The organism is Luteococcus japonicus, assembly GCF_003752415.1.
Lineage (GTDB): Bacteria > Actinomycetota > Actinomycetes > Propionibacteriales > Propionibacteriaceae > Luteococcus > Luteococcus japonicus.
In genome coordinates this window covers 1,899,419-1,923,140 of record NZ_RKHG01000001.1, presented here as the reverse complement: position 1 = coordinate 1,923,140, position 23,722 = coordinate 1,899,419, and the positions used below count along the sequence as shown (strand labels likewise).

Genomic DNA, 23,722 nt, shown 5'->3' with positions numbered 1-23,722 from the left:
TCATGTCCGGCTCTTGTGACATTTCGTGCCGAAAGGCACAACGATAATTTGTCCTGACAATCTATTGACACTTCAGTGGAGTGCGGGGCAGGCTTGAGGCAGTCCGGTTCACAGGAGAGCCGGGAGTGTGCTGAAGGGACGAGCGATGTCATTGGTCGAACGGATCGTCGAGATCCGTGCCCAGGACCCCCACCGGATTGCCCGGGTGCTTGCTGAGCGCCCCCGGGGCACCATGCCGGCCGACGGCGGCAAGCTCATGATCATTGCCTGTGACCACCCGGCGCGAGGCGCGCTCGTGGTTGGCCGGGACGAGACGGCCATGGCAGACCGCGAGGAGTTGCTGGGACGCTGTGTGGAGGCCCTGGGGCGTCCCGGCGTGCACGGCTTCCTGGGCACCGCGGACCTGGTGGAGGACCTGGCCCTGTTGGGGGCACTCGACGGCAAGCTGGTCTACGGCTCCATGAACCGCGGTGGCCTGATGGGCGCCAAGTTCGAGATGGACGACCGCTTTACCGGCTACGACGCTCGCGGTGTCAAGGAATCCGGTCTGGACGGCGGCAAGATGCTGATGCGGATCAACTATGCGGATCCGGCCAGCGTCGCCACCATGGAGTCCTGCGCCCGGGCCGTCGATGAGCTGGCCGAACTCGAGCTGATGGCCATGGTGGAACCCTTCGTGTCCACCTGGATGGCCGGGCACATCAGCAATGACCTCACCCCCTACGCGGTGATGCGGTCCATCGCCATCGCGTCGGGCCTGGGGCGCACGTCCGCCCACACCTGGCTGAAGCTTCCCGCCGTCGCCGACATGGAGCGCGTGATGGCGGCGACGACCCTGCCCGCCCTGATCCTGGGCGGCGAGGTCAAGAAGGACAATGACGAGAGTCTCGCACTGTGGCAGAAGGCCTTGGCCATCCCCACCGTGCGTGGTCTGGTCATTGGAAGATCCCTGTTGTTCCCGCCGTCCGGAGACGTGGCGGCGGCTGTTGACGAGGCGGTAGGACTGCTGTGAACACCAATCCCGACATCTACATCCCCGCGGGGGAGAGCGGCCACGGCCAGTTCGAGGCCGACGTCACCCCGGAGCGGGCCGGCTGGGCCTGGTCCGGCATCAAGGTCGTCAAGCTCGACGCCGGAGCCAGCCAGGAGCTGCAGACCGGTCCCGACGAGGTGCTGGTCCTCCCGCTGCAGGGCGGCTGCACCGTCGAGGTCGAGGGCCAGCGATTCGAGCTGGCCGGGCGGGAGAGTGTCTTCAAGGGCGTCACCGACTACGTCTACGTGCCGCGCAACAAGCGCCTGGTCATCACCTCGGTGGCCGGTGGCCGCTTCGCGATCCCGACGGCGCGTGCCACCCAGGACCTTCCCGTCGCCCACTACGGGAAGGACCAGGTCCGCACGGACCTGCGCGGTGCCGGTGACTGCTCCCGCCAGGTCAACAACTACGCCCTCAACAACGGCGTGCCCACCAGCCACCTGCTGGTCTGTGAGGTGCTGACCCCCGGCGGCAACTGGTCCAGCTACCCCGCGCACAAGCACGAGGAGTTCAGCGACGTGGAGCGCGAGCTGGAGGAGGTCTACTACTTCGAGGTGACCGCCGGCCCTGACGGCCCCGGCTTCGCCCTGCACCGCACCTACGGCACGCCCGAGCGCCCCATCGACCTGCTGGCCGAGGTGCACGACCGGGACATTGCCCTGGTCCCGCACGGCTGGCACGGCCCCTGCGTCGCGGCGCCCGGGTACGACCTCTACTACCTCAACGTGATGGCCGGCCCCGCCGAGGACCAGGTCTGGTTGGCGATCGACGATCCCCAGCACCACTGGATTCGCAGTACCTGGGAGGACCAGGACATCGATCCTCGCCTGCCCTTCACGAACTGACCCTAGGAGAACATCGTGAGCAATGACGCTTACCGCGGCACCGTCGACCTGACCGTCGCCCAGGCCACCATCCGCTTCCTGTCCAACCAGTACTCCGAGCGCGACGGCGTCGAGCAGCGCCTCATCCCCGGCGCCTTCGGCATCTTCGGCCACGGCAATGTCGCCGGCATCGGCCAGGCCCTGCTGCAGAACGAGATCGACCCCGCCGATGGCGAGAACGCGATGCCGTACATCATGCCCCGCAACGAGCAGGGACAGGTGCACGCGGCAGCCGCCTTCGCCAAGGCCACCAACCGGATGCAGACCTGGATGTGCACCGCGTCCATCGGACCCGGCTCGCTCAACATGGTCACCGGAGCCGCCTTGGCCACCACCAACCGGGTGCCGGTGCTTCTCTTCCCGTCGGACCAGTTCGCCACACGGATGCCCGATCCGGTGCTGCAGCAGCTGGAGGACCCCACGAACCTCAACATCTCCGTCAACGACTGCTTCGTGCCCGTCTCGCGCTTCTTCGACCGGATCAACCGGCCCGAGCAGCTCATCCCGTCGCTGCTCAATGCCATGCGGGTGCTCACCGATCCGGCCGAGACCGGTGCGGTCACCATCGCCATGCCGCAGGACGTCCAGGCGGAGCGATGGACCTGGCCCGTGGAGCTGTTCGACAAGCGGGTGTGGCACGTGCGCCGTCCCCCGGCCGAGCCGGCCGCACTGGCCCGTGCGGCGGAGATGATCAAGGCGTCGAAGCGGCCGATGGTGATCGCCGGTGGCGGCGTCATCTACTCCGAGGCCAGTGAGCAGCTGCGCACCTTCGCCACGAAGACCGGAATCCCGGTGGCCGACACCCAGGCCGGCAAGGGCGCCATCAACTTCGACCACGAGTGCTCGATCGGCGGCGTGGGTTCCACGGGAGGCGACTCCGGCAACCACATCGCAGACGAGGCTGACCTGGTGATCGGCATCGGCACCCGCTACTCGGACTTCACCACCGCGTCGAAGACCCAGTTCAAGAACCCCGACGTGAAGTTCGTCAACATCAACGTCGCCAGCTTCGATGCCGCCAAGCAGTCGGCCGAGATGATGGTCGCCGACGCGCGTGAGGCGCTGGTTGCGCTGACGGAACTGCTCGACGGCTACCACGTCGATCCTGCCTACACCGAGAAGGTCGCGGCCGAGAAGAAGGCCTGGGAGGAGCAGGTCCAGCTCTGCTACCACCGTGACCACGGCCCACTCCCCGCCCAGACGGAGGTCTTCGGTGCCCTCAACGAGTTGATGGGCGACGAGGACGTCGTGATCAACGCTGCCGGCTCGATGCCCGGTGACCTGCAGGCCCTGTGGCAGGCGAAGACCCCGGTCCAGTACCACGTGGAGTACGCCTTCAGCTGCATGGGCTACGAGGTTCCCGCCGCCCTGGGTGTGAAGCTGGCCCGCCCGGAATCGGAGGTAGTCGCCATCGTGGGCGACGGGACCTACCAGATGCTCCCCATGGAGCTGGCCACGGTGGTCCAGGAGAAGATCAAGGTCATCTACGTCCTGTTGCAGAACTACGGATTCGCCAGCATCGGCGCCCTGTCGGAGTCCCGTGGCTCGCAGCGCTTCGGCACCAAGTACCGCCAGCGCGGCGAAGGCAGCCATCTGGCCGACGACGAGCTGATCGCCGGCGTGGACATTGCCGCCAATGCCGCCTCGTGGGGGCTGGATGTGCTCAAGGTCAACGGCATCCAGGAGTTCCGCGAGGCCTACCAGAAGGCCCACGAGTCGGACCGTCCCACGATGATCCACATCGAGACGGACCTGACGGGCCCCAACCCGCCCGGATCCAGCTGGTGGGACGTGCCGGTCTCCGGCGTCTCCCGACTGGAGAGCACTCAGAAGGCGTACGCGGACTACGTCGAGGACCGCAAGCCGCAGCGTCACTACCTGTGACAGACCAGGGAGGGACACCACCTGGGCCCCTTCCCCCACCGTTTGGCAGTACCCACAGCCACGCCGTCGTGGCAACGACAAGTGAGGACAGAACAATGCAGTTCGAGAACAAGGGCAAGTCCGTCAACACCACCAACCCGCGCTACTCCAAGCTCACGATCGGCGTGTGCCCGGACCAGTGGGGAGTCTGGTTCCCCAGTGACCCCAAGCAGATCAACCCCGATGTCGCCATGACCGAGATGGCCGAGGCGGGTTTCGAGGTCCTCGAGACCGGCCCCTGGGGCTACTTCCCGAAGGATCCCAAGGAACTGCAGCGTTGGGTGGACGAGCGCGGCATGCGCGTCGTCGCCGGCACCGGTTGGGGCATCCTGCACAAGGAGGAGGCCTGGGCTGAAACCGAGAAGACCTTCCGTGACATCGCCGAGACCCACGCCGCTGTCGGTGCCGAGTACATCGTGCACCTGCCCCCGCTGTACCGCGACGACAAGACCTGGGAATTCACCGACGACCGTGTCCTGTCGCCCGAGGCATGGCAGCTCTACGTCGACAATGCCAACAAGCTCGGCCGCATCATGAAGCAGGACTACGGCCTGACCATGGTGCTGCACCCCCACGGTGACTCGCACATCGAGACCCCCGAGGAGATCGACCGGATCTTCCAGGCGACCGACCCGGAGTACGTCTCCTTCTGTCTGGACACCGGCCACATCGTCTACGGCGGTGGCGATCCCGTCGAGCTGTGCCAGAAGTACCCCGAGCGGATCGGCTATGTGCACATCAAGGCCTTCGACGAGGCACTGGTCAAGGAGGCCCATGAGAAGGACTGGCCCTTCGGTGAGGCCGTCGCCAAGGGCGCCTCGGTCTGCCCGCCCGCCGGCCTGCCCCCGATGGACACCCTGATCGAGGCCCTGGCTGACCTTGACAAGGAGCTGTACGTGATCTGCGAGCAGGACATGTACCCCTGCGCCCCCGACTTCCCCAAGGGCAATGCCATCAACATGCGCAAGTACCTGGCCTCGCTGGGCCTCGGGCTGGCCTGAGCCTCCTCGACGACGAACCACAGAAAGCTGAACTGACATGACTGTCCGAATTGGTCTCATCGGCGCTGGCGGCATGGGCCGCGCGCACGTCGAGCGCATCACCAATGAACTTGCCGGCGCCGAGGTCGTCGCCATCGCCGACATCAACCTGGAAGCGGCCAAGGCCGTGGCCGAACCGCTGGGTGCGAAGGCCTATGCCGATGGCAAGGAGCTCATCGCAGACCCGGACGTGGACGCCATCCTGGTGGCCACCTTCGGCAAGGTGCACGAGGAATCCCTGATCCCCGCCATCGAGGCCGGCAAGTACATCCTGTGCGAGAAGCCGCTCTCGACCACGGCTGAGAGCTGCGAGCGCATCATGGCCGCAGAGCAGAAGGCCGGCAAGAAGCTGGTCACCGTCGGCTTCATGCGTCGCTTCGACCAGGGCTACCGCGAGATGAAGGAGCTCCTGGAGGCCGGGGACCTGGGCTACGCCACGCTGGTGCACAACCGGCACCGCAACCCCAGCGTTCCCGAGGGCTATGTCTCGCGCATGGCCATCGACGACACCGCCATCCACGAGATCGACACCATGCGCTGGCTGCTGGGCGAGGAGATCGTCGAGGCGCGCGTGGATCGTCCCCGCTTCACCTCCAAGCGCTTCGAACACCTCAACGACCCGATCGTCGTGGTGATGAAGACCGAGTCCGGCGTCCTGATCGACGACGAGGTGAACGTCAACATCCAGTTCGGCTACTCCATCGAGTGTGAGCTGGTGATGGAGGCCGGCACCGCTCGTCTGGGTGACCAGGAGAAGATCCACGTCCGCGACGGGCACGGCGACCGCAACAGGATCTGCAGCTCGCACATCGACCGCTTCCACGCCGCCTTCAACCAGGAGGTCCAGGAGTGGATCCGGGCGGTGGGCAAGGACGAGCACACGGGCGCAGACTCGTGGGACGGTTACGCAGCCGCCTGCGTGGTGGACGCCGCCGTCGCCTCCCTCGAGGATCCCGAGGGCAAGCCGGTGAAGGTCCGGATGGTCCAGAAGCCGGACTTCTACGCCTGACCCAGTGCTGGGTGACGGCCGGCTCCCTTCCCCGGCCGTCACCCCTCCAACCCCAAGCCCGTTCCAGAAAGGAAGTGTCATGGTCGACATCGCCCTTGACCCGAACATGTACTACATGACCATGTCGGTGCCCGAGACCCTGCGCAAGGCGGCCGACCTGGGCTTCCAGTACGTGGAACTCTCGCCCCAGGCGGACTTCCACTTCTGGCACCACTACCCCAAGGCCGACGACGACTTCGTCGCCGAGCTGAACAAGGCCCAGCAGGAGACCGGGGTGAAGGTCCGCACGCTGAACCCCGTCTTCAACTGGTCCTCCACCGATGAGACGGAGCGCCAGGCGCAGGTGCGCAACTGGCGACGGCTGCTGGAGCTGGCCGACCAGCTCGATGTGCGGGAGATCACCAGTGAGTTCTCCGGGAATCCCAACACTCCGCGTGAGTGCGAGGCGCAGTGGTACCGCTCCATGGAGGAGCTGGTCCCGGACTTCGAGAAGTACGGCATTCGCCTCAACATGGAGGCCCACCCCTATGACTTCGTCGAGCTCCATGACGATGCGTACCGCCTGGTCCGGGGCGTGAACAAGGAGTGGATCGGCTACGAGTTCTGCTGTCCGCACGCCTTCCACCTGTCCGACGGCAAGGGCGATGTGGCGCGCATGATTCGTGACAGCGCGCCCAAGCTGCGCGAGGTGCACATGGCCGACGCCTTCAACCACCGGGCCAATGACGGCAACCGCTACATCATCAATCCGCCGGGAGTGGACGCCCGGATCCACCAGCACAACGAGATCGGCCTGGGCGAAGTGCCCTGGGACGAGGTCTTCGCCACGCTGCGTGAGATCAACTTCGACGGCGTCATCTCGGTCTGTGTCTTCGGCTGGCACGAGAAGGCCGATGACGTGAACCGCCGCATGCTCGAGCGCATCACCAAGGAGCTCGTTGCCTGAGAAGTTCGGTTCCCCCGGCTCCTGACTGCGGGCCCCCGGGGGATGACCATTCCCATCGGGGCCCGCAGTTCATTCGAGCGCGCCCGGGGCCGCCGGGGCGCCCATCAAAGGTTGGAGACCTGCCATGTCCGTCCAGATTCCCGAAACCATGCGCGCCGCCGTGCTGCGCGAACCCGGAAAGGGTCTGCGCGTCGAGACCCTGCGCACGCCCCGTCCCAATGCCGATGAGGTCCTGATCAAGGTCGACGCCTGTGGCATGTGCCACTCGGACCTGCACGTGATCGGCGGGGCCATCGCCTTCCCGATGCCCGCCGTGCTGGGTCACGAGGTGGCCGGCACCATCGTCGAACTCGGTCAAGGTACGGAGCACACTGGCCTGGCCGTCGGGCAGCGTGTTGCTGGTGCCTTCCTGATGCCCTGCGGCCGGTGCCCGGCCTGCGCCACTGGCCACGACGAGCTCTGCGGCCCCTTCTTCGACCTGAACCGGCTGAAGGGCGTGCTCTACGACGGCACCACCCGGCTGGCCACGCCCGACGGCGACCCGGTCTACATGTACTCGATGGGTGGGCTGGCCGAGTACGCCGTGATCCCCGCCACCTCCGTCGCGCCGGTTCCCGACGAGATCGACACCGTCCCGTCGGCGATCCTGGGATGTGCCGCCATGACCGCCTATGGTGCCGTGCGCCGCTCCGGTCTGCAGTACGGCGAGACGGTGGCCGTCGTGGCCGTCGGCGGGGTGGGCAGCAACATCTGCCAGATTGCCGCGGCGATGGGGGCGAAGCAGGTGATTGCCATCGACGTGAGCGACGAGAAGCTGGCGCCCGTGACGGGCTTCGGTGCCACGGCCACGGTGAACTCCGCCACCAGCGATGCCCGCGAGAAGGTGCTCGAGCTGACCGGTGGCAGGGGTGTCGACGTCGCCTTCGAGGCGCTCGGAATCGGCCCCACCTGGAAGACGGCCCTCGACGTGCTCAGCGACGGCGGCCGGATGGTCCCGATCGGTCTCGGTGCCGGTGTGCAGACGGCCGAGGTGGAGATCAACCGCACCGTGCGGCGCAGCCAGTCCATCCTGGGCTCCTATGGTGCGCGTACCCGGGTGGACCTTCCGGCTGTGGTCGACATGGCCGCGCGGGGGGAGATCAACTACAAGGACCTGGTGACCCGCCGCTTCTCGTTGGAGCAGGCGGGGGAGGGCTACGACCTGCTGCGTCAGGGCGGGATCGTGGGCCGCGCCGTGGTGGACATGTCCTTGTGATGGGGGGGCCAGTCATCGGGTGGGTCGGACAGGTTCCGGCTCACCCGACGACACGTCAGCGGTCGAGAGATCCAAAATGAAATGACGGAATGTTCGGACAAACTATTGACGTTTTGTATGAACTGAGGGTTAATGGGTGGGAGAGAATTAGCTTTGGTGGCCTGATGACTGAGTTCACTGGGCCCTGAACAAGGAGACAAGGATGTCCCACGGAACTCCAGCGGCAACCGCCGCGAAGATTGAACTACCACCCCTTCAGGCCGGTCCTCACCAGCGCCGCCTGGACACGATCGCCATCGTGGCGACCTTCGGCGGCCTGCTGTTTGGCTACGACACCGGCGTGATCAATGGCGCGCTGGAGCCGATGAAGAAGGACCTGGGCCTCACGGCCACCAGCGAGGGGCTGGTCACCTCCACATTGCTGCTTGGTGCGGCAGTGGGTGCCCTGGTTTCGGGCATCCTGAACGAGAAGCTCGGCCGCAAGAAGACGATGAGCACCATCGCCGTGCTCTTCTTCTTCGGAGCCCTTGGCTGTGTGGTTGCGCCCGGGTTGGGTGTGCTGCTGGTCTCTCGCGTGGTCCTCGGTCTGGCTGTCGGTGCCGCGTCCGCCACTGTTCCGGTCTACCTCGCCGAGCTTGCGCCCACCGAGCGTCGCGGTGCATTGAGTGGTCGAAATGAGTTGGCCATCGTGATTGGCCAGATGCTCGCCTTCGCCATCAACGCGATCATCGCCAGCGTGTGGGGTCATCACGGTTCGGTCTGGCGCTACATGCTCGTCATCTGCATGATTCCTGCGGTGGCGCTCTTCTTCGGAATGATGAAGATGCCCGAATCTCCTCGCTGGCTGCTCAAGCACGGGCGTCACGACGAGGCCCTGGCCGTCCTGATGCAGGTGCGCAATGAGGATCGCGCCCGCGCGGAGATGGCCGAGGTGGAGCGGCTGGCCGAGGAGGAGAAGCTGGCCAACTCCGGTGGCTGGTCTGACATGGGCATCCCGTGGATCCGACGCCTGGTCATCATCGGCTGCTTCCTGGCTGCGGCTCAGCAGATCACCGGTATCAACTCGATCATGTACTACGGCACCCAGCTTCTGCATGAAGCGGGCTTCTCGTCGCAGGCTGCCATCATTGCGAATGTTGCCAATGGCGTGCTGTCGGTCGTCGGCACCGCGCTGTGCCTGTTCGTCGTGATCGACAAGGTGGCTCGTCGCAAGCTGATCATCTTCGGCTTCTGCATGACCACCCTGATCCACGGTCTGATCACGGCTGTCGCCACGTTGATGCCAGCCAGCACTGCCCGTGCCTACTTGGTGCTGTTGCTGTGCGTGAGCTTCGTCTTCTTCATGCAGTGCTGCCTCAATGCTCCGGTCTGGGTCGCCCTGTCCGAGATGTTCCCGCTCCGGGTCCGCGGCTTTGGCATGGGCGTCTCGATTCTGTTCATGTGGGTGGTCAACGCGATCATCACCTTCTCCTTCCCGGTGGTCACGGCAAAGGCCGGCCTCCAGGGCATGTTCGGCATCTTCTTCGTGCTTGGCCTTGTCGTGATCGGCGTGCTGTACAAGTTCCTCCCGAACACGAGTGGTCGTTCTCTGGAAGAGCTCGAGGAGCACTTCGCCAGCGGCGGCAAGATCTGATTCTCGGCTCGAATGCGAGAGGCCGGCATCCACGTGCATGGATGCCGGCCTCTTCTTGTCCAGCCGAGACTGTGACTCTGCTCTGGGGTTGGGGGGCTGGTTGTGCGGTTCCGTTGCCCTGGGGTCGGAGGCTCGCAGTGGGGAAGTGCCCGCCCGGATGATGCTGCTTCGTGCTGTCGGTCTCCCGCAGTTCGCGGGACGCGACGGGGATGTTCGTCCGGCTGGCCTGGTCCGGGTCAGTGTCTCCGGCTCAGAAGCACTGACGGAAGGAGGCGAAGACGGCCAGGAAGCTCGCGCCGATCAGCGGCAGCGCGGCGGCCACCAGGACGATCGCGGAGCCGGTCAGCACGGAGGCGATGACCATGGCGCCGCACAGGATGGCCAGAGCGGCGCAGACCAGCAGTGGCTGCAGGACCTCGACGCGAACCGTGGAGTCCTGAAGATCCTCAATGGCAGCGGAGGTGGTGGGGGCGGTGAGCATGGTGGTCATTGTTTCTCCTTCGGTAGGCATGGCCGCAGAAGGAGCCGATGGCCCCAACCGCACGGCCATCGTGGTGTTCGCCAGAACTTTGTCCTGACAAACTCAAGTCTAGGCTGTGTGATGACGGCGCGCAACTTGGAGATTGGATGACCTCAGGCACCCCCGTTGTGGCGCAAATCACGACATGTTATTGTCAGGACAAACGCACAACACGGAGGTTGCGCGTCGATTCCGGACTCGCACCGCAGCGAGCAGGCCCAGGCGAATGCCGAGCCAGTACATGGAAGGAAGCGGTCACATGACCAAGACCATCGCCCACTGGATTGCTGGCGCGGAGTACGAAGGCTCCCCCACTCGCCGCATCCCCGTCGAGAACCCCGCCACCGGCACGGTGGAGGCCGAACTGCTGGCCGCCAGCCAGGCAGACCTGGACCACGCCGTCGAGGTGGCCACCGCCGCCCAGAAGAAGTGGGCCAAGTACTCCCTCGCCAAGCGCGTCGCCATCATGTTCAAGATGCGCGAGCTGGTCCTGGCCCACTCCGACGAGATCGCCAAGAGCGTCGTCGCCGAGCACGGCAAGGACTACAACGACGCCGTCGGTGAGATCCAGCGCGGTCGCGAGACCCTGGACTTCGCCTGCGGCATCAACGCCGCCCTCAAGGGGGAGCACTCCTTCGACATCTCCTCCGGGGTGGACATCCACTCCATCCGCCAGCCGATCGGCGTCGTGGCCGGCATCTGCCCCTTCAACTTCCCGGTGATGGTCCCCATGTGGATGCACCCGATTGCCATCGCCACCGGCAATGCCTTCATCCTGAAGTCGGCCAGCCCCACGCCCACGGCTTCGCTGCTGATCGCCAAGCTGTACAAGGAAGCAGGCCTTCCCGACGGCGTCTTCAATGTGCTGGGCGGTGACCGTGAGCTGGTCTCCGGCATCTTGGAGCACCCCGGCATCGACGGGATCAGCTTCGTCGGCTCCACCCCCGTTGCCCGCATCGTGCAGGAGCGCGCCACCGCCACCGGCAAGCGCGTCCAGGCTCTCGGTGGGGCCAACAATCACGCCATCGTGATGCCCGACTCTGACCTGGACTTCGCGGCCCAGCACATCTCGGCCGCCGCCTTCGGCGCGGCTGGCGAGCGCTGCATGGCACTGCCCGTCGTCGTCGCCGTGGGTGGCTGTGGGCCGAAGCTTGCTGAGCTGGTCAAGGCCCACGCCGAGAAGATCAAGGTCGGCATGGGCCTCGACGAGGGCGTCCAGATGGGGCCGGTCATCTCGAAGAGTGCGCAGCAGCGCATCGTCGGCCTGATCGACGACGCCGAGAAGCGCGGCGCCACCGTCGTGCTCGACGGCCGTGGCTGCACCGTCGACGGCTACGAGGACGGCTTCTGGCTTGGCCCCACCATCCTCGACAATGTCCCGGTCGAGGCGCCCTTCTACCACGAAGAGGTCTTCGGTCCCGCCCTGGCCATCGTCCACGCCGACACCTATGAGGACGCGATCGAGATCGTGAACTCCTCTCCCTTCGGCAACGGATCGGCGATCTTCACCAATGACGGCGGTGTGGCCCGTCGCTTCACCCTTGACGTCCAGGCGGGCATGGTGGGCGTCAACGTGCCGATCCCCACCCCGGTTGCCTTCTACTCCTTCGGCGGTTGGAAGGACTCGCTTCTGGGCGACCTGCACATCCACGGCCCCGAGGGTGTGCTCTTCAACACCCGGATGAAGGCCATCACCAGCCGCTGGCCCTCTGAGTCGGGTCACTACGCGGCCTCGATGTCCTTCAAGCGCGAGGAGTGACCGGGGATCCCGGTCCACGACGATGAACCACCGGCCGCGACGGTCACATGGGCAGCCATGTGACCGTCGCGGCCAACCTGATCAACCCGCCGCGACACCGAGGTTGCGGCGTTCCACGACGAAGACCACAGGAGTTGTCATGAAGATTGCCGGAGCCCCGATCAGCTGGGGCGTGTGTGAGGTCCCTGGCTGGGGATACCAGATGGATCCCGAGCGGGTCCTGACCGAGATGAAGCAGATCGGTCTGACGGCCACCGAGTTCGGCCCCCAGGGCTGGCTCCCCACCGATGCCGTCGAGCGCGCTGCGGTGGTAGGCAAGTTCGGGCTCAAGCCAGTCGGCGCCTTCTTCCTGGCCGTGATGCATGACCCGGACTTCGACCCGATCCCGATGGTCGACAAGGAGCTCGACGCCTTCGAGGCCGCCGGCGGCGACTTCCTGATCCTGGCCGCTGACTCCGGCCGCGACGGCTACGACGACCGCCCCGTGCTGGACGAGAAGGGCTGGGAGACACTCTTCTCCAACCTCTCGAGGATCCGCGAGGTCTGCGCCGCCCGTGGGGTCACCGCCTGCCTCCACCCGCACTGGGGAACCATGGTGCAGAACGCGGACGAGATCGAACGGGTCCTGGACAACTCCACCGTCGGCCTGTGCCTGGACACGGGCCACATCGCCTGTGGTGGTTGCGATGTCGTCGAGCTGGTCAAGAAGTACGCAGACCGGGTGGACATCGTGCATGCCAAGGACATCCGCAAGGAGATGACCGACAAGCTGCTGCCCGGTGAGATCACCTGGAGCGAAGGCATCAAGGCCGGCATGTTCACCCCCATCGGCCAGGGCGACATCGACTTCGCCACCATCGTGAAGACCCTCGACCAGGCTGGCTTCGACGGCTACTACGTCCTGGAGCAGGACATCATGATCGACGAGGAGCCCCCGGCCGACGGTGGCCCCGTGGAGAATGCGAAGGCTTCGCTGGAGGCCCTGGGCTGACGCGCAGCACCTGTTCGGACAGCAGTGGTCCCCGGCGCTTGTGCGCCGGGGACCACTGTCTTTGTCTCCAGAGACGCTCAGGGGCGCTCACCCAGCACCGCGGTGTCGCCTGCGGCCACCACGGCATCGATCTCCTCCGCGGTGGGCATGGCAGTGGAGCACTCCAACCGAGAGGCGACGATGGCACCCGCCGCGCTCGCACGCCGGACCATCTCCTCCAACGGCAGTCCCCGCAGCAGCCCGTCGACGACGGAACCACCGAAGGCGTCGCCGGCGCCCAGGCCGTTGACGGTATGCGCCTTCGTGGGCGGAAGCTCGATGCGTTCGTCACGAGTCTTGGCCAGGGTTCCCTTGGGCCCCTGCTTCACGATGGCGATCTCCACACCACGCTCCAGCAGGGCATCGGCGGCGCGCTCGGGTTCGGTCTCACCGACGGCAACCTCGCACTCGGCCTTGTTGCCCACCGCGACCGTGGAGTACTTCAGCGCCTCGGCATAGCGCTCGGAGGCAATGTGGCGCTCGCGCCAGAACATGTCACGCCAGTCCAGGTCGAAGACCGTGTGCTGGGTGCGGCCGCGGTGCTCCAAGGACGTCATGTGCGCCCAGTAGCTGGGCTCCTGGGACAGGCCTGTGCCGGTGAACCAGAACAGCTTCGCCTCGACGATGGAGCGCAGCGGGATGTCATAGGGCCGCAGCTGCAGGTCCGGGGCGGTGGGGCGCCGGTAGAAGTAGAGCGGGAAGTCATCCGGCGGGAAGATCTCGCAGAAGGTGATGGGGGTCAGTAGATCCTCGGTGGTCTCGACGAAGTCGTCCTTGACGCCCAGCCGCTTCATCTCCGTGCGGAGCCACCGGCCGAAGGGGTCATTGCCGACGGCCGTCACGGTGGCCACGTCCTGGTGGCCCAGCCGGGCAGCGGCGACGGCCACATTGGTGGCGCTGCCGCCCAGGAACTTGCCGAAGGAGGCGACCTCCTCGAGGCCGACGCCGATCTGCAGTGGATAGAGGTCGACGCCGATTCGACCCATGGTGATGACTGGTGCGGTGGTGGACGGGGACATTGGACTCCTCCTGAGCCTCGCTGCTCGACACCACAACTCTAGGCTCTTGTCAGGACAAAAGCCATATCTAACCGCCTATTTGTCAGGACAAATGAAGTCGTCCCTGGTGTGTCCTCCCGGTGCTGACCGTGCGGCTCCGGATGAGGAGCGGATGGCCAGCTCGGGGATCACCTGCAGCTGCTCCGGCGGACGGTTCGGGTCGGCCATCCGTCGCAGCAGCGTCTCGGCGGCCAGGACCCCCACGTCGTGGTTGCGAGGGTCCACCGTCGTCAGGTCCAGCAGGTGGCTGCGGGCGGCTGGCGAATTGTCATAGCCCACCAGGGCAACCCCTGGTGGAGCGTGGTGGCCGTGTTCACGAAGGGCGGCCCATGCGCCCATCGCCATGGTGTCGTTCGCCGTGAAGATGGCCGTGATCTGGGGATTCTCGTGGAGTAGTTCCAGGCTCCCCCGATAACCTCCCTCTTCGGTGGTGTCCTCACGAGTGCCGACGATGCGTGGGGTCAGGCCATGGGCCTCCATGCCCTGCTGGTAGCCGCGGCATCTGGTCGCCGCGGCGCCTCCGCGCCCGCTGACGTGGCCGATCTCGCGATGTCCCAGGCCTGCCAGGTGGTCGACGGCAAGTCGTGCACCGGCCAGCTGGTCGCTGCTGACCAGGTCTGCTCCCGCGATGGTGTTGAGGCGAGTGCTCTCCACGACGGTGGGCACGCCCGGATCGTCGAAGTCGCGGCCCGGCTCGGCGGCGACCACCAGCGCGTCGACCTCGCTCTCCAGGAAGTCCTCGATGGCATTGACCGGCCGCCCTTGTACTGGTTGCTGGTCGCGGATGGCCACGTGGAGACCGTGTGGTGCCAGTGTCTCGCGTAGGCCGTGCAGCAGGGGGGCGAACCAGGGGTTCTCGAAGTCGTCCACCACAAGCCCCACGGTGTGTGAGCGGTGACGTGCGAGGCTGGCGGCATTGCGGCTTCGCCGGTAGCCCAGCTTCTCGATGGCTCGCTGCACCGCCGCGCGCTTGGGGTCGCTGACCAAGGGGGAGTCGTTGAGCACCAGTGAGACGAGCGACTTGGAGACCCCTGCCTCCTGTGCGACGTCGTAGATCGTCGGGCGCGATGTGCCGCTGGTTGCCACTGTTCCCCCATCTGTCGTTGTCAGAAGGGTAGCTGGTTGCCGTGCTGGGCCTTCGCTCGGAATTGTCAGGACAAGCCCTTGACGAGCGCAGTGCGCGGGCCTACCGTTGGAGGTACTTGGAGCGCTCCAAAAATGGAGCACAAGATCCAGAACCAGCAGGAATCAGACCAGTAGGACACATCAAGGAGGATGTCGTGACCAAGCAGTCCCTGGGGGTGGCCGTGATCGGCGCCGGCATGGCCGGACGATCGCACGCGGAGGCCTATCGAGTGGCCCCAACCCTGTATGAGTCCGTGTTGCCGGAGATCCGCTTCGTCGCCATCTGCGACGCGAATGCCGGCTTCGCCGAGACCGCCGCCAAGCGCTTCGGCTACGAACGCTTCGAGACCGACTGGCACAGGATCGCCGAGGCTGACGACATCGACGTGGTCAGCGTCGTCGTGGCCAATGCCCTGCACCGTGAAATGGTCGAGGGGCTGCTGGCCGCCGGCAAGCACGTGCTGTGCGAGAAGCCGCTCAGCGACTCCATCGAGAATGCCCGAGCCATGGCCAAGGCCGCCCGCGAGGCGTCCACCGTGGCACGCGTCGGCTTCACCTACCGCCGCCAGCCTGCCATCGCGGCCATTCGTGAACTGATCCAGGACGGGACGCTGGGCAAAGTCATCAACTTCAGCGGCCGCTACTGGTGCGACTACTCCTTCGACGCGATGTCCCCGATGGCCTGGCGCTACCGCGGCGCGCCCGGCACCGGCGCCCTCGGTGACGTGGCCAGCCACCTCAGCTACATCGGCGAGTTCATGGGTGGGCAGATCACGGAGGTCAGTGGTGGCCGCTTCCTCACCGCCATCAGCAAGCGCCCGCTGCCGTTGGCTGATGTCCAGGGGCACGGCCCGGCCGCCGTCAGTGACGAGTTCGAAGAAGTCACCAATGACGACTACGCCGGCTTCGGTGCACAGCTCGCCGACGGTGGCGTCGCCACCTTCGAAGTCTCGCGCGTGGCAGCCGGTCACCCCAATGGCCTCAAGTTCGAGGTCTTCTGCGAGAAGGGCGCGGCACGCTTCGACATGTTGAACCCGGGCCACTTCGAGCTCTTCCTGAACGAGGGTCCCTATGGTCGCAACGGGTACCGCGGCATCTCCGTGGGTCCCGACCACCCCTACTTCTCCAATGGCCTGCCAATGGATGCCCCCGGCGTCGGCGTGGGCCAGAACGACGGCTTCTACTTCCAGGCCCGCGCCTTCCTCGAAGAGGTGGCCGGCATTCCCGAGGAGAAGTCGCTGCCGCGCAATGCCTCCTTCGACGAGGGCCTGCGCAACATGGTCGTCCTCAACGCCGTGGCCGAATCGGCCCAGCAGGGCGGCGCCGCTGTTTCCATCAATGACGATTCCATCAACGACGGGGAGATCTGATCATGAAGCTTGGTGTCTACAACGCGATCCTGCACGACCGTCCGCTGCCAGAGGCCCTCAAGGCCGTCGCCGAGGCCGGCCTGACCGGCATCGAGATGAACTCCGGCGGCTTCCTGCCTCCCACCCACATCCAGAACATCGACGAGATCCTGACCAGCGACACCGCCCGTGATGACTTCCTGGGCCAGTTCGAGGGCACCGGAGTCCAGATTGCCGGCCTGAACTGCAACGGCAATCCGCTGCACCCGAACCCGGCGATCGGCGAGAAGCACGCCGAGGACGTACGTCGCTCCATCAAGTTGGCCGAACGTCTGGGCCAGGACCGTGTGGTCACCATGAGTGGCCTGCCCGGCGGTGAGCCCAACACCGTGCACCCCAACTGGATCGTCAATGCGTGGAATTCGGCCGCGCTCGATGTCTGGGACTACCAGTGGGACATCGCCGTGCCCTTCTGGCGCGAGATGGACCGGCTGGCCGCCGACCACGGCGTCAAGGTGGCGCTGGAACTGCACCCGCAGAACCTGGTCTTCACCCCCCTGGACATCCAGAAGCTCGTCGAGCTGACCGGTGCCACCCATGTTGGCGTCGAGCTGGATGCCTCGCACCTGTTCTGGCAGCACATGGACCCGGTCAAGGCCGTGCGCTACCTCGGCGACCTGGTCTTCCACTCGGCGGCCAAGGATGCCCGGGTCAACCCCAATGCGGCCTACCGCTCCGTGCTGGACAACCACTTCCGTCGCCTGTCGCCCGACGAGCCGCGCACCAACCTGGGTGGCGACGAGTGGGCCAACGAATGGCCGAAGTATGGCGAGTCCGCCTGGGACTTCGTCGCGGTGGGCGTCGGTCACGACGTCGAGTACTGGGCCGACTTCCTGGAGGCCCTGTACGACGTGGATCCCGAGATGTGGGTCAACATCGAGCACGAGGACACGTCCATGGGCCGCATCGAGGGTCTGGAGTTCGCCTCGAACACCCTGCACGAGGCCAACAGGATCCTGGACGAGCGTCTCGCCGCGCGCGCCGCGAAGTAGTCCTCACAAGCAGTACTTCCTCGCAAAGGGTGGCGGCGGTCGCCCCGGTCGTCAGGTCGGGGCGGCCGTCCTCCTTTCGTGGTGTCCCGGTCAATCCCTAGTGCGAGGAGATGTCCGAATGTAAGGTCAATTCATGCGTATTGGGATTGCAGGGGCGGGGCGCATCGGCGCGTACCACGCCAAGACTTTCAAGGAACTTCCCGGGGTCGATGAGGTCATCCTCTCCGATGCCTTCCCCGACGTGGCCCAACGGGCCGCGGAAGAGGTGGGTGTGGCTTCGTCCCCGGACGTCGAGACCATGCTCGGGCGCATCGACGCCCTCGTCATCACCAGCCCGACCAACACCCACGGGGAGCTGATCCGAGCAGGCCTTGCGGCAGGACTGCCCACCTTCTGTGAGAAGCCCGTTGCCGCGAGCCTGGAGGAGGCCATCGAGCTGGCTCTGCTGGAGCAGCAGACCGACGTGCCGATCCAGATCGGCTTCCAGCGGCGCTTCGACGTCGGCTATCGCCGGGCACGTGAGGCCGTCGAGTCCGGTGAGCTCGGATTCATCCACACGGTGCGAGCCTGCTCGCTGGACACCGCGCCGCCGCCGGAGGCCTACATTCGCGTCTCGGGCGGCCTGTTTCGTGACTGCAACATCCACGACTTCGACATCATCCGCTACGTCACCGGCGTCGAGGTCGACGTCGCCTACGCAGTCGGCGGCAACAAGGGCACCGACTACATCAAGCAGGCCGGTGACATCGATACCGGCATGGGCATCTTCACCATGACCGACGGCACCCTGGTCACCTTCTCCGGCAGCCGTGAGAACTCCTACGGTCACGACGTGCGCATGGAGGTGCACGGTTCCAGGGGAGACATCGGTGTCGGCCTGGACGAGAGCCTCGCCCTGATCTCCGCCGAGGAGGGCATCAGCTGGCCCACCGGCCCGCGGGTGATCAGCTTCATGGACCGCTTCCTGCCGGCCTACCACGTGGAGCTCGACGCCTTCCTGGCCGTGGCTCGTGGCGAACAACCCTCTCCCTGCACCGCCTACGACGGTGTCCAGGCGCTACGCATGGCCGCCGCCTGTGACCTGTCGGTGAGCGAAGGGCGTCCGGTGAAGCTCGCCGAGATCGCGGGCGCCGACCTGACCAAGCCGGGTGAGTGAGATGACCTTCCCCGAGCACTTGCCCGTCTCTCGTCGACCGATGCCCGACGAGGTTCCTTCGCTGGGCTGGGGCATCATGGGAACAGGGTGGATCGCCGACAAGTTCTGCGCTGCCTTGCGCGACTCCACCACCCAACGAATCTCCGCGGTGGTCTCCCGCAGCCAGTCCAGGGCGGACGCCTTCGCCACCGCTGTGGGTGCTGAACGGGCCCATGGCGACGTGGAGCAGATGCTCGCCGACCCCACCGTGGACGTCGTCTACATCGCCACGCCGCACCCCAACCATCGCGACGATGCGCTGCGGGTGATCGCTGCGGGCAAGCATGTGCTGATCGAGAAGCCGATGGGCATCAATGCGCAGCAGGCACGTGAGGTTGCCGCCGCCGCGCGCGAGGCCGGCGTCTTCTGCGCCGAGGCGCTGTGGACGCTCTTCCTTCCGAAGTTCGACGTGGTGCGCCAGCTGGTGCAGGCCGGCGTGCTGGGGGAGATCATCGCCATCCAGGCCGACCAAGGGGAGTGGTTCGACGACGGGCACCGCATCCTGGACCCGGAGCTCGCTGGTGGCGCGATGCTGGACCTGGGCACCTATCCGGTCATGTTCGCCACCTGGCTGCTGGGCCAACCCGACGAGGTGCAGGCCGTCGGCACCCGGGCCGACAGCGGCGTCATGGGCACTGTGACCATGAGCCTGCACTACCCGACGCTCGCCCAGGCGTCGCTGCAGACCAGCCTGCTGGGTGAACTGCCCAATGTCGGGATGATCTCCGGTACCAAGGCCATGCTGCAATTCGACCGCAAGTTCTACCAGCCCGGTTCGTTCACGCTGCTGGACCGGGCCACAGGCAGGGCCCTGCGCTATGAGGAGAAGGCCATCGAGCACGCGGGCCTGTTCCACGAGGCGCTGGAGGTGGCGCGCTGTATCAGCGAAGGGCGAACCGAAACACCGCTTCGCCCGCTGGGAGACACCATCTCCTACCTGGACGTGATGGACGACGTCCGGGACCGAATCGGTGACCGCTTCCTCATGGAGTGAGCCCGGCAAGACAACCGACCGTCTCCCGGAATCGGTCCGGGAGACGGCCAGTTGCTGTTGTCGAGGTGTGCGATCCCTCAGGCGCCGATCGTCCTGATGGTCTCGCGGACCATCGCGAGCTCCTCATTGGTGGGGATGACCAGCACCTCCACCTGCGAGTCCGGGGTGGAGATCCGTCGCGGCTGCTTGGAGCGGGTCGCGTTGACCTCCTCGTCGAGCACGGCACCGAAGTAGCCGAGCTTCTCGACGACCATCTTGCGCACCCAGGCCGCGTTCTCGCCGATGCCGGCGGTGAAGGTGATGCAGTCGATGCCACCCAGGTGGGCGATGTAGTTGCCGATGTAGCCCACGAGCCGGTGGATGTAGACCTCGGCGGCCAACTGGGTCGCCTCGTCCCCGGCCAGCATCTGCGCCTCGACGTCACGCATGTCCGTCTTGCCGCACAGGCCCAACATGCCGGAACGCTTGTTCAGGATGGTGTCCACCTCGGCCACGTCCAGGCCCATCTCGCGCCCCAGATAGGCGTGCAGGCCGGGGTCGACGTCGCCACAGCGAGTACCCATCACCAGGCCCTGCAGCGGGGTGAGGCCCATCGTCGTCTCGATCGGGTGTCCACCATCGATGGCCGACAGCGAGGCGCCATTGCCCAGGTGGCAGACGATCTGCTTCAGCTCGGAGATGTCCTTGCCGAGGAACTGGGCCGCCTGTCCGCTGACGTACTGGTGCGAGGTGCCGTGGAAGCCGTAGCGGCGGATCTGGTACTTCTTCGCCAGTTCGGTGTCGATGGCGTAGGTGTAGGCGGCTGCCGGCAGCTCGGCGAAGAAGGCGGTGTCGAAGACGGCGACGTGCGGGACGTGGGGCAGGATCTCACGGGCGGCACGGATGCCGGCGATGCCGGGCGGGTTGTGCAGCGGGGCCAGGCCGGACAGTTCGACCAGCTTGTTGATGACGGCCTGGTCGATGATCGTCGTCGAGTTGAACTCGGTGCCACCATGCACGGTGCGGTGTCCGACGGCGACGGCCTCGGTGATGTCCGGGCCGTGCGTGTTGAACATCTTCACCACGGCGGCAATCGCCTCGGTGTGGCTGGGGAAGTAGGTGGAGTCGTGGAACTCCTCGCCATCAACCTCGTGGTCGATGGTGCCTGGCGTGGGATCTCCCACCTTCTGGACGAGGCCGACGGCCATCACGCCCTCGGTGTCTGCGTCGATCATCTGGTACTTGATGCTGGACGAACCACAGTTCAGCAGCAGGATGGGCTTCGGCATGTGTTCAGCGTATCGGGAGCTCCTCGAGGAATTTCCCCAGGGTTCGCCGGGTTTGCAGTCCGGCCAGCGGTCCGCCGCATACCGCCATCGCAACCCGCTCACTACCGTGGGCCCTGAGGCGACGAGGCCTCGCGGACAGGAGGCATCAGCATGGGATCCGAGCGCATTGGTGCCCATGACTTCGTCGAGCGGGTCGTCGATCCCGGGAGCTTCATCGCCTGGCACCTTCCTGCCCGAGAACCAGAGGATCCGGCCTATGCCGCGGAACTCGCCGCTGCCCGTGACAAGACCGGTCTTGACGAGTCGGTGCTCACCGGCGAGGCAACCCTCGACGGGCGGCGCGTGGCCCTCGTGGTGGGGGAATTCCGCTTCCTGGGCGGCTCCATCGGTCACGCGGCGAGCGACCTGATCCTCAATGCCGTGGACCGTGCGTCCGCCGAGCGGATCCCGCTGCTTGCCGCCCCATGCTCCGGTGGCACCCGGATGCAGGAGGGCACGGCAGCCTTCGTGCAAATGGTGAAGATCGGCCAGGCGGTGCAGGCGCACCGTCACGCCGGCCTGGTCTACCTGGTGCACCTGCGACACCCCACCACCGGCGGCGTGCTGGCCTCGTGGGGATCGCTGGGCCAGTACACGACGGCCGAGCCCAATGCGCTGATTGGATTCCTCGGGCCCCGCGCACAGCAGGCGATCACCGGCGAGATGATCCCCGAGGGCATCCAACGCGCCGAGAACCTGCAGCAGCGGGGCATCGTCGACGCCGTCGTCCCCGTCGACGAGCTGCGGGCCGTCTGGGCCACATTGCTCTCCGCGGCGGGAGCGCCACGCGTCGGGCCCCGGGTGGTGCGCCGCGAGCAGGCGCACCTGGTGGTGGAGGCGGACCCGTGGGCGTCAGTGCAGGCCACCCGCTCCAGCGAGCGGCCGGGGCTGGTGGACCTGGCGCACTTCGAGTGCACGGACATGGTCTGGTTCAGTGGCACCGGCGACGGCCAGGTGGATCCGGCGGTGCGCGTCGGGCTGGCGAAGTTCCGCGACATCCCCTGCGTCCTGGTGGGCCACGACCGTTCGGCCAGCCATGGTGAGCCGTTGTCCCCGGCGGGGTTGCGCCTTGCCCGACGCGGATTCCGGCTGGCCGACGAACTGCGGATCCCCGTCGTCAGCATCATCGACACCCCCGGTGCCGCGTTGACCCAGCAGGCCGAGGAGATGGCGCTGGCCGGCGAGATCGCCCGCACCCTGGGCTGGCTTGCGGACCTTCGCGTCCCCACGGTCTCCTTGATCCTCGGCCAGGGCGGCGGAGGTGCGGCGCTGGCGATGCTGCCGGCCGACCGCATGCTCTGTGCCGGCAAGGGCTGGCTGGCTCCGTTGGCGCCGGAAGGTGCCAGCGCCATCGTCCACCGCAATGGGGACATGGCGGCCGAGATGTCGCGACGCCAACGACTGGGCGCCCACGACCTCGCGCGCGACGGCGTCGTCGACGAGGTGGTCACCGAACCCGATGACATGACAGGTGAGGGCGCCGAGACCTTCTGCCATTCCGTGGGTGAGGCCGTGGCTCACCACCTGCACGAACTGTTGGACATGCCCGACGACGAGCGCCTGGCCCGCCGCCGGGAACGCTTCCGCAGCATGGGCCGCTGAGGGGGCGTTACTGGCCCATCCGCTGGGCCTGCTGCTCCAGCCGCATGATCCGGTCCGCCGTCGCCGGGTGGGTGCTGAACATCTGGCGCACGTTCAGGCCGCCGAAGGGATTGGCGATCATCATGTGGCTGGAGTTCACCAGGTCCTTGGTGGGTGCCATCGGCGCGGCGGCGACGCCGTGCTCGATCTTGGCCAGTGCATTGGCCAGGGCCAGCGGGTCCCCGGTCAGCTCCGAGCCGTCCTCGTCGGCGTCGAACTCACGGGTCCGGCTGATGGCCATCTGGATCACCGACGCGGCGAGCGGAGCCACCAGGGCCGCCACCAGCACGCCGATGCCGGAGCCACGGTTCTCGTCGCTGCGGCCACCGCCGAACATGGCGCCGAAGCTCAGCATCTGGCCGATCGAGCTGATCACGCCGGCGATGGCAGCGGCCACCGAACTGGTGAGGATGTCCCGGTTGTAGACGTGCATCAGCTCGTGGCCCAGCACTGCGCGCAGCTCGCGCTCGTCGAGCAGCTGGGTGATGCCCTGCGTGACGCAGACCGCCGCGTGCGAGGGGTTGCGTCCCGTGGCGAAGGCATTGGGGCTCATCGTCGGGCTGACGTAGAGCGACGGCATCGGCTGGTTGGCCTTGCTCGAGAGCTCCTCGACGATCCGGTACAGCCCGGGCGCCTCCTGCGGGCTGACCGGCTGGGCGCCCATGGAACGGATGGCGATCTTGTCCGAGTTCCAGTAGCTCCACGCCGTGGTGAGCACCCCGAACAGGGCGAACATGATGATGAAGCTGCTGTTGCGGGTGTAGCTCGCCAGGGCGCCGCCGACGAGCAGCAGCAGGCCGAAGATGCCGCCGAAGAGCGCCGCGGTCTTCACTCCGTTGAAGTGGTTGTGCATGCCTTCACAACGTATGGGGACTCCAAATCCTTCCCGGCAGCACGAAGAATCCCCTCGACGGGCTCGGGGACCGTGGTCCCGTCACCCATCGAGGGGCATCGACAAGCTCAACCAGC

20 protein-coding genes are annotated in these 23,722 nt (G+C 66.4%); 15 read left to right on the top strand and 5 right to left on the bottom strand.

Translation table 11 applies throughout. From position 1 onward, the window contains the following. Positions 1 to 145 precede the first annotated feature (145 nt). From EDD41_RS09295 to EDD41_RS09260, 8 genes are all read left to right on the top strand, one after another. Positions 146 to 1,012 carry a Cgl0159 family (beta/alpha)8-fold protein gene (locus tag EDD41_RS09295; RefSeq protein ID WP_123575699.1) on the top strand — a complete coding sequence of 289 codons (867 nt, stop codon included), beginning with the start codon at positions 146 to 148 and terminating at the stop codon, positions 1,010 to 1,012. Then, positions 1,009 to 1,878 carry a 5-deoxy-glucuronate isomerase gene (gene iolB / locus EDD41_RS09290; protein WP_123575698.1) on the top strand — a complete coding sequence of 290 codons (870 nt, stop codon included), beginning with the start codon at positions 1,009 to 1,011 and terminating at the stop codon, positions 1,876 to 1,878. The genes EDD41_RS09295 and iolB overlap by 4 nt, the downstream gene beginning before the upstream one ends. Before the next feature lie 15 nt (positions 1,879 to 1,893). After that, positions 1,894 to 3,801, top strand: a complete 1,908-nt coding sequence (iolD, locus tag EDD41_RS09285) for a 3D-(3,5/4)-trihydroxycyclohexane-1,2-dione acylhydrolase (decyclizing) (RefSeq protein ID WP_123575697.1) — start codon at positions 1,894 to 1,896, stop codon at positions 3,799 to 3,801. A 95-nt stretch (positions 3,802 to 3,896) separates the two neighbouring features. Next, positions 3,897 to 4,841, top strand: a complete 945-nt coding sequence (locus EDD41_RS09280; RefSeq protein WP_123575696.1) for a TIM barrel protein — start codon at positions 3,897 to 3,899, stop codon at positions 4,839 to 4,841. Positions 4,842 to 4,878: 37 nt separating this feature from the next. Further along, positions 4,879 to 5,889, top strand: coding sequence for a Gfo/Idh/MocA family protein (locus EDD41_RS09275; protein ID WP_123575695.1), 1,011 nt, complete (start codon positions 4,879 to 4,881; stop codon positions 5,887 to 5,889). A gap of 79 nt (positions 5,890 to 5,968) precedes the next feature. After that, positions 5,969 to 6,835: a sugar phosphate isomerase/epimerase family protein gene (locus tag EDD41_RS09270; protein ID WP_123575694.1), complete on the top strand. Its 867-nt coding sequence runs from the start codon at positions 5,969 to 5,971 to the stop codon at positions 6,833 to 6,835. Positions 6,836 to 6,959: 124 nt separating this feature from the next. Beyond that, positions 6,960 to 8,090: a zinc-binding dehydrogenase gene (locus EDD41_RS09265; RefSeq protein WP_123575693.1), complete on the top strand. Its 1,131-nt coding sequence runs from the start codon at positions 6,960 to 6,962 to the stop codon at positions 8,088 to 8,090. A 202-nt stretch (positions 8,091 to 8,292) separates the two neighbouring features. Further along, positions 8,293 to 9,723 (top strand): sugar porter family MFS transporter, encoded by a 1,431-nt coding sequence (locus EDD41_RS09260; protein ID WP_123575692.1) that lies wholly within the window; start codon positions 8,293 to 8,295, stop codon positions 9,721 to 9,723. Between the two features lie 250 nt (positions 9,724 to 9,973). Here the strand turns inward: EDD41_RS09260 and EDD41_RS09255 are convergent, their stop codons facing one another. Then, positions 9,974 to 10,213 carry a hypothetical protein gene (locus tag EDD41_RS09255; protein ID WP_123575691.1) on the bottom strand — a complete coding sequence of 80 codons (240 nt, stop codon included), beginning with the start codon at positions 10,211 to 10,213 and terminating at the stop codon, positions 9,974 to 9,976. A 289-nt stretch (positions 10,214 to 10,502) separates the two neighbouring features. Here EDD41_RS09255 and EDD41_RS09250 point away from each other — a divergent pair, with 289 nt between their 5' ends. Further along, positions 10,503 to 12,002: a CoA-acylating methylmalonate-semialdehyde dehydrogenase gene (locus EDD41_RS09250; RefSeq protein ID WP_123575690.1), complete on the top strand. Its 1,500-nt coding sequence runs from the start codon at positions 10,503 to 10,505 to the stop codon at positions 12,000 to 12,002. Positions 12,003 to 12,141: 139 nt separating this feature from the next. After that, positions 12,142 to 12,993 (top strand): sugar phosphate isomerase/epimerase family protein, encoded by an 852-nt coding sequence (locus EDD41_RS09245; RefSeq protein WP_123575689.1) that lies wholly within the window; start codon positions 12,142 to 12,144, stop codon positions 12,991 to 12,993. Between the two features lie 77 nt (positions 12,994 to 13,070). Here the strand turns inward: EDD41_RS09245 and iolC are convergent, their stop codons facing one another. Further along, positions 13,071 to 14,051 (bottom strand): 5-dehydro-2-deoxygluconokinase, encoded by a 981-nt coding sequence (gene iolC, locus EDD41_RS09240; RefSeq protein ID WP_123575688.1) that lies wholly within the window; start codon positions 14,049 to 14,051, stop codon positions 13,071 to 13,073. Positions 14,052 to 14,126: 75 nt separating this feature from the next. Continuing rightward, a complete protein-coding gene (locus EDD41_RS09235) occupies positions 14,127 to 15,176 on the bottom strand; it encodes a LacI family DNA-binding transcriptional regulator (RefSeq protein ID WP_123575687.1) in 1,050 nt (349 codons plus the stop codon). Between the two features lie 194 nt (positions 15,177 to 15,370). Between EDD41_RS09235 and EDD41_RS09230 the strand changes: the two genes are divergently transcribed. The 4 genes from EDD41_RS09230 (at position 15,371) to EDD41_RS09215 (ending at position 19,805) form a co-directional block, all read left to right on the top strand. After that, a complete protein-coding gene (locus EDD41_RS09230; RefSeq protein WP_123575686.1) occupies positions 15,371 to 16,585 on the top strand; it encodes a Gfo/Idh/MocA family protein in 1,215 nt (404 codons plus the stop codon). 2 nt (positions 16,586 to 16,587) lie between these two features. Further along, positions 16,588 to 17,616, top strand: a complete 1,029-nt coding sequence (locus EDD41_RS09225) for a sugar phosphate isomerase/epimerase family protein (protein ID WP_123575685.1) — start codon at positions 16,588 to 16,590, stop codon at positions 17,614 to 17,616. 133 nt (positions 17,617 to 17,749) lie between these two features. Further along, a complete protein-coding gene (locus EDD41_RS09220; RefSeq protein WP_123575684.1) occupies positions 17,750 to 18,772 on the top strand; it encodes a Gfo/Idh/MocA family protein in 1,023 nt (340 codons plus the stop codon). Position 18,773: 1 nt separating this feature from the next. Continuing rightward, complete coding sequence (locus EDD41_RS09215) at positions 18,774 to 19,805, top strand: Gfo/Idh/MocA family protein (protein WP_123575683.1); 1,032 nt, start codon at positions 18,774 to 18,776, stop codon at positions 19,803 to 19,805. A 77-nt stretch (positions 19,806 to 19,882) separates the two neighbouring features. On the opposite strand, the gene EDD41_RS09210 is transcribed toward EDD41_RS09215, so the two are convergent. Continuing rightward, on the bottom strand, positions 19,883 to 21,073 hold the full coding sequence (locus EDD41_RS09210) for an acetate/propionate family kinase (RefSeq protein WP_123575682.1): 1,191 nt from the start codon (positions 21,071 to 21,073) through the stop codon (positions 19,883 to 19,885). Positions 21,074 to 21,223: 150 nt separating this feature from the next. Between EDD41_RS09210 and EDD41_RS09205 the strand changes: the two genes are divergently transcribed. After that, a complete protein-coding gene (locus tag EDD41_RS09205; RefSeq protein WP_123575681.1) occupies positions 21,224 to 22,714 on the top strand; it encodes a carboxyl transferase domain-containing protein in 1,491 nt (496 codons plus the stop codon). A 7-nt stretch (positions 22,715 to 22,721) separates the two neighbouring features. Here the strand turns inward: EDD41_RS09205 and htpX are convergent, their stop codons facing one another. Beyond that, entirely contained in the window at positions 22,722 to 23,606 is an 885-nt protein-coding gene (gene htpX, locus EDD41_RS09200; RefSeq protein WP_123575680.1) for a zinc metalloprotease HtpX, read from the bottom strand. Positions 23,607 to 23,722 lie beyond the last annotated feature (116 nt).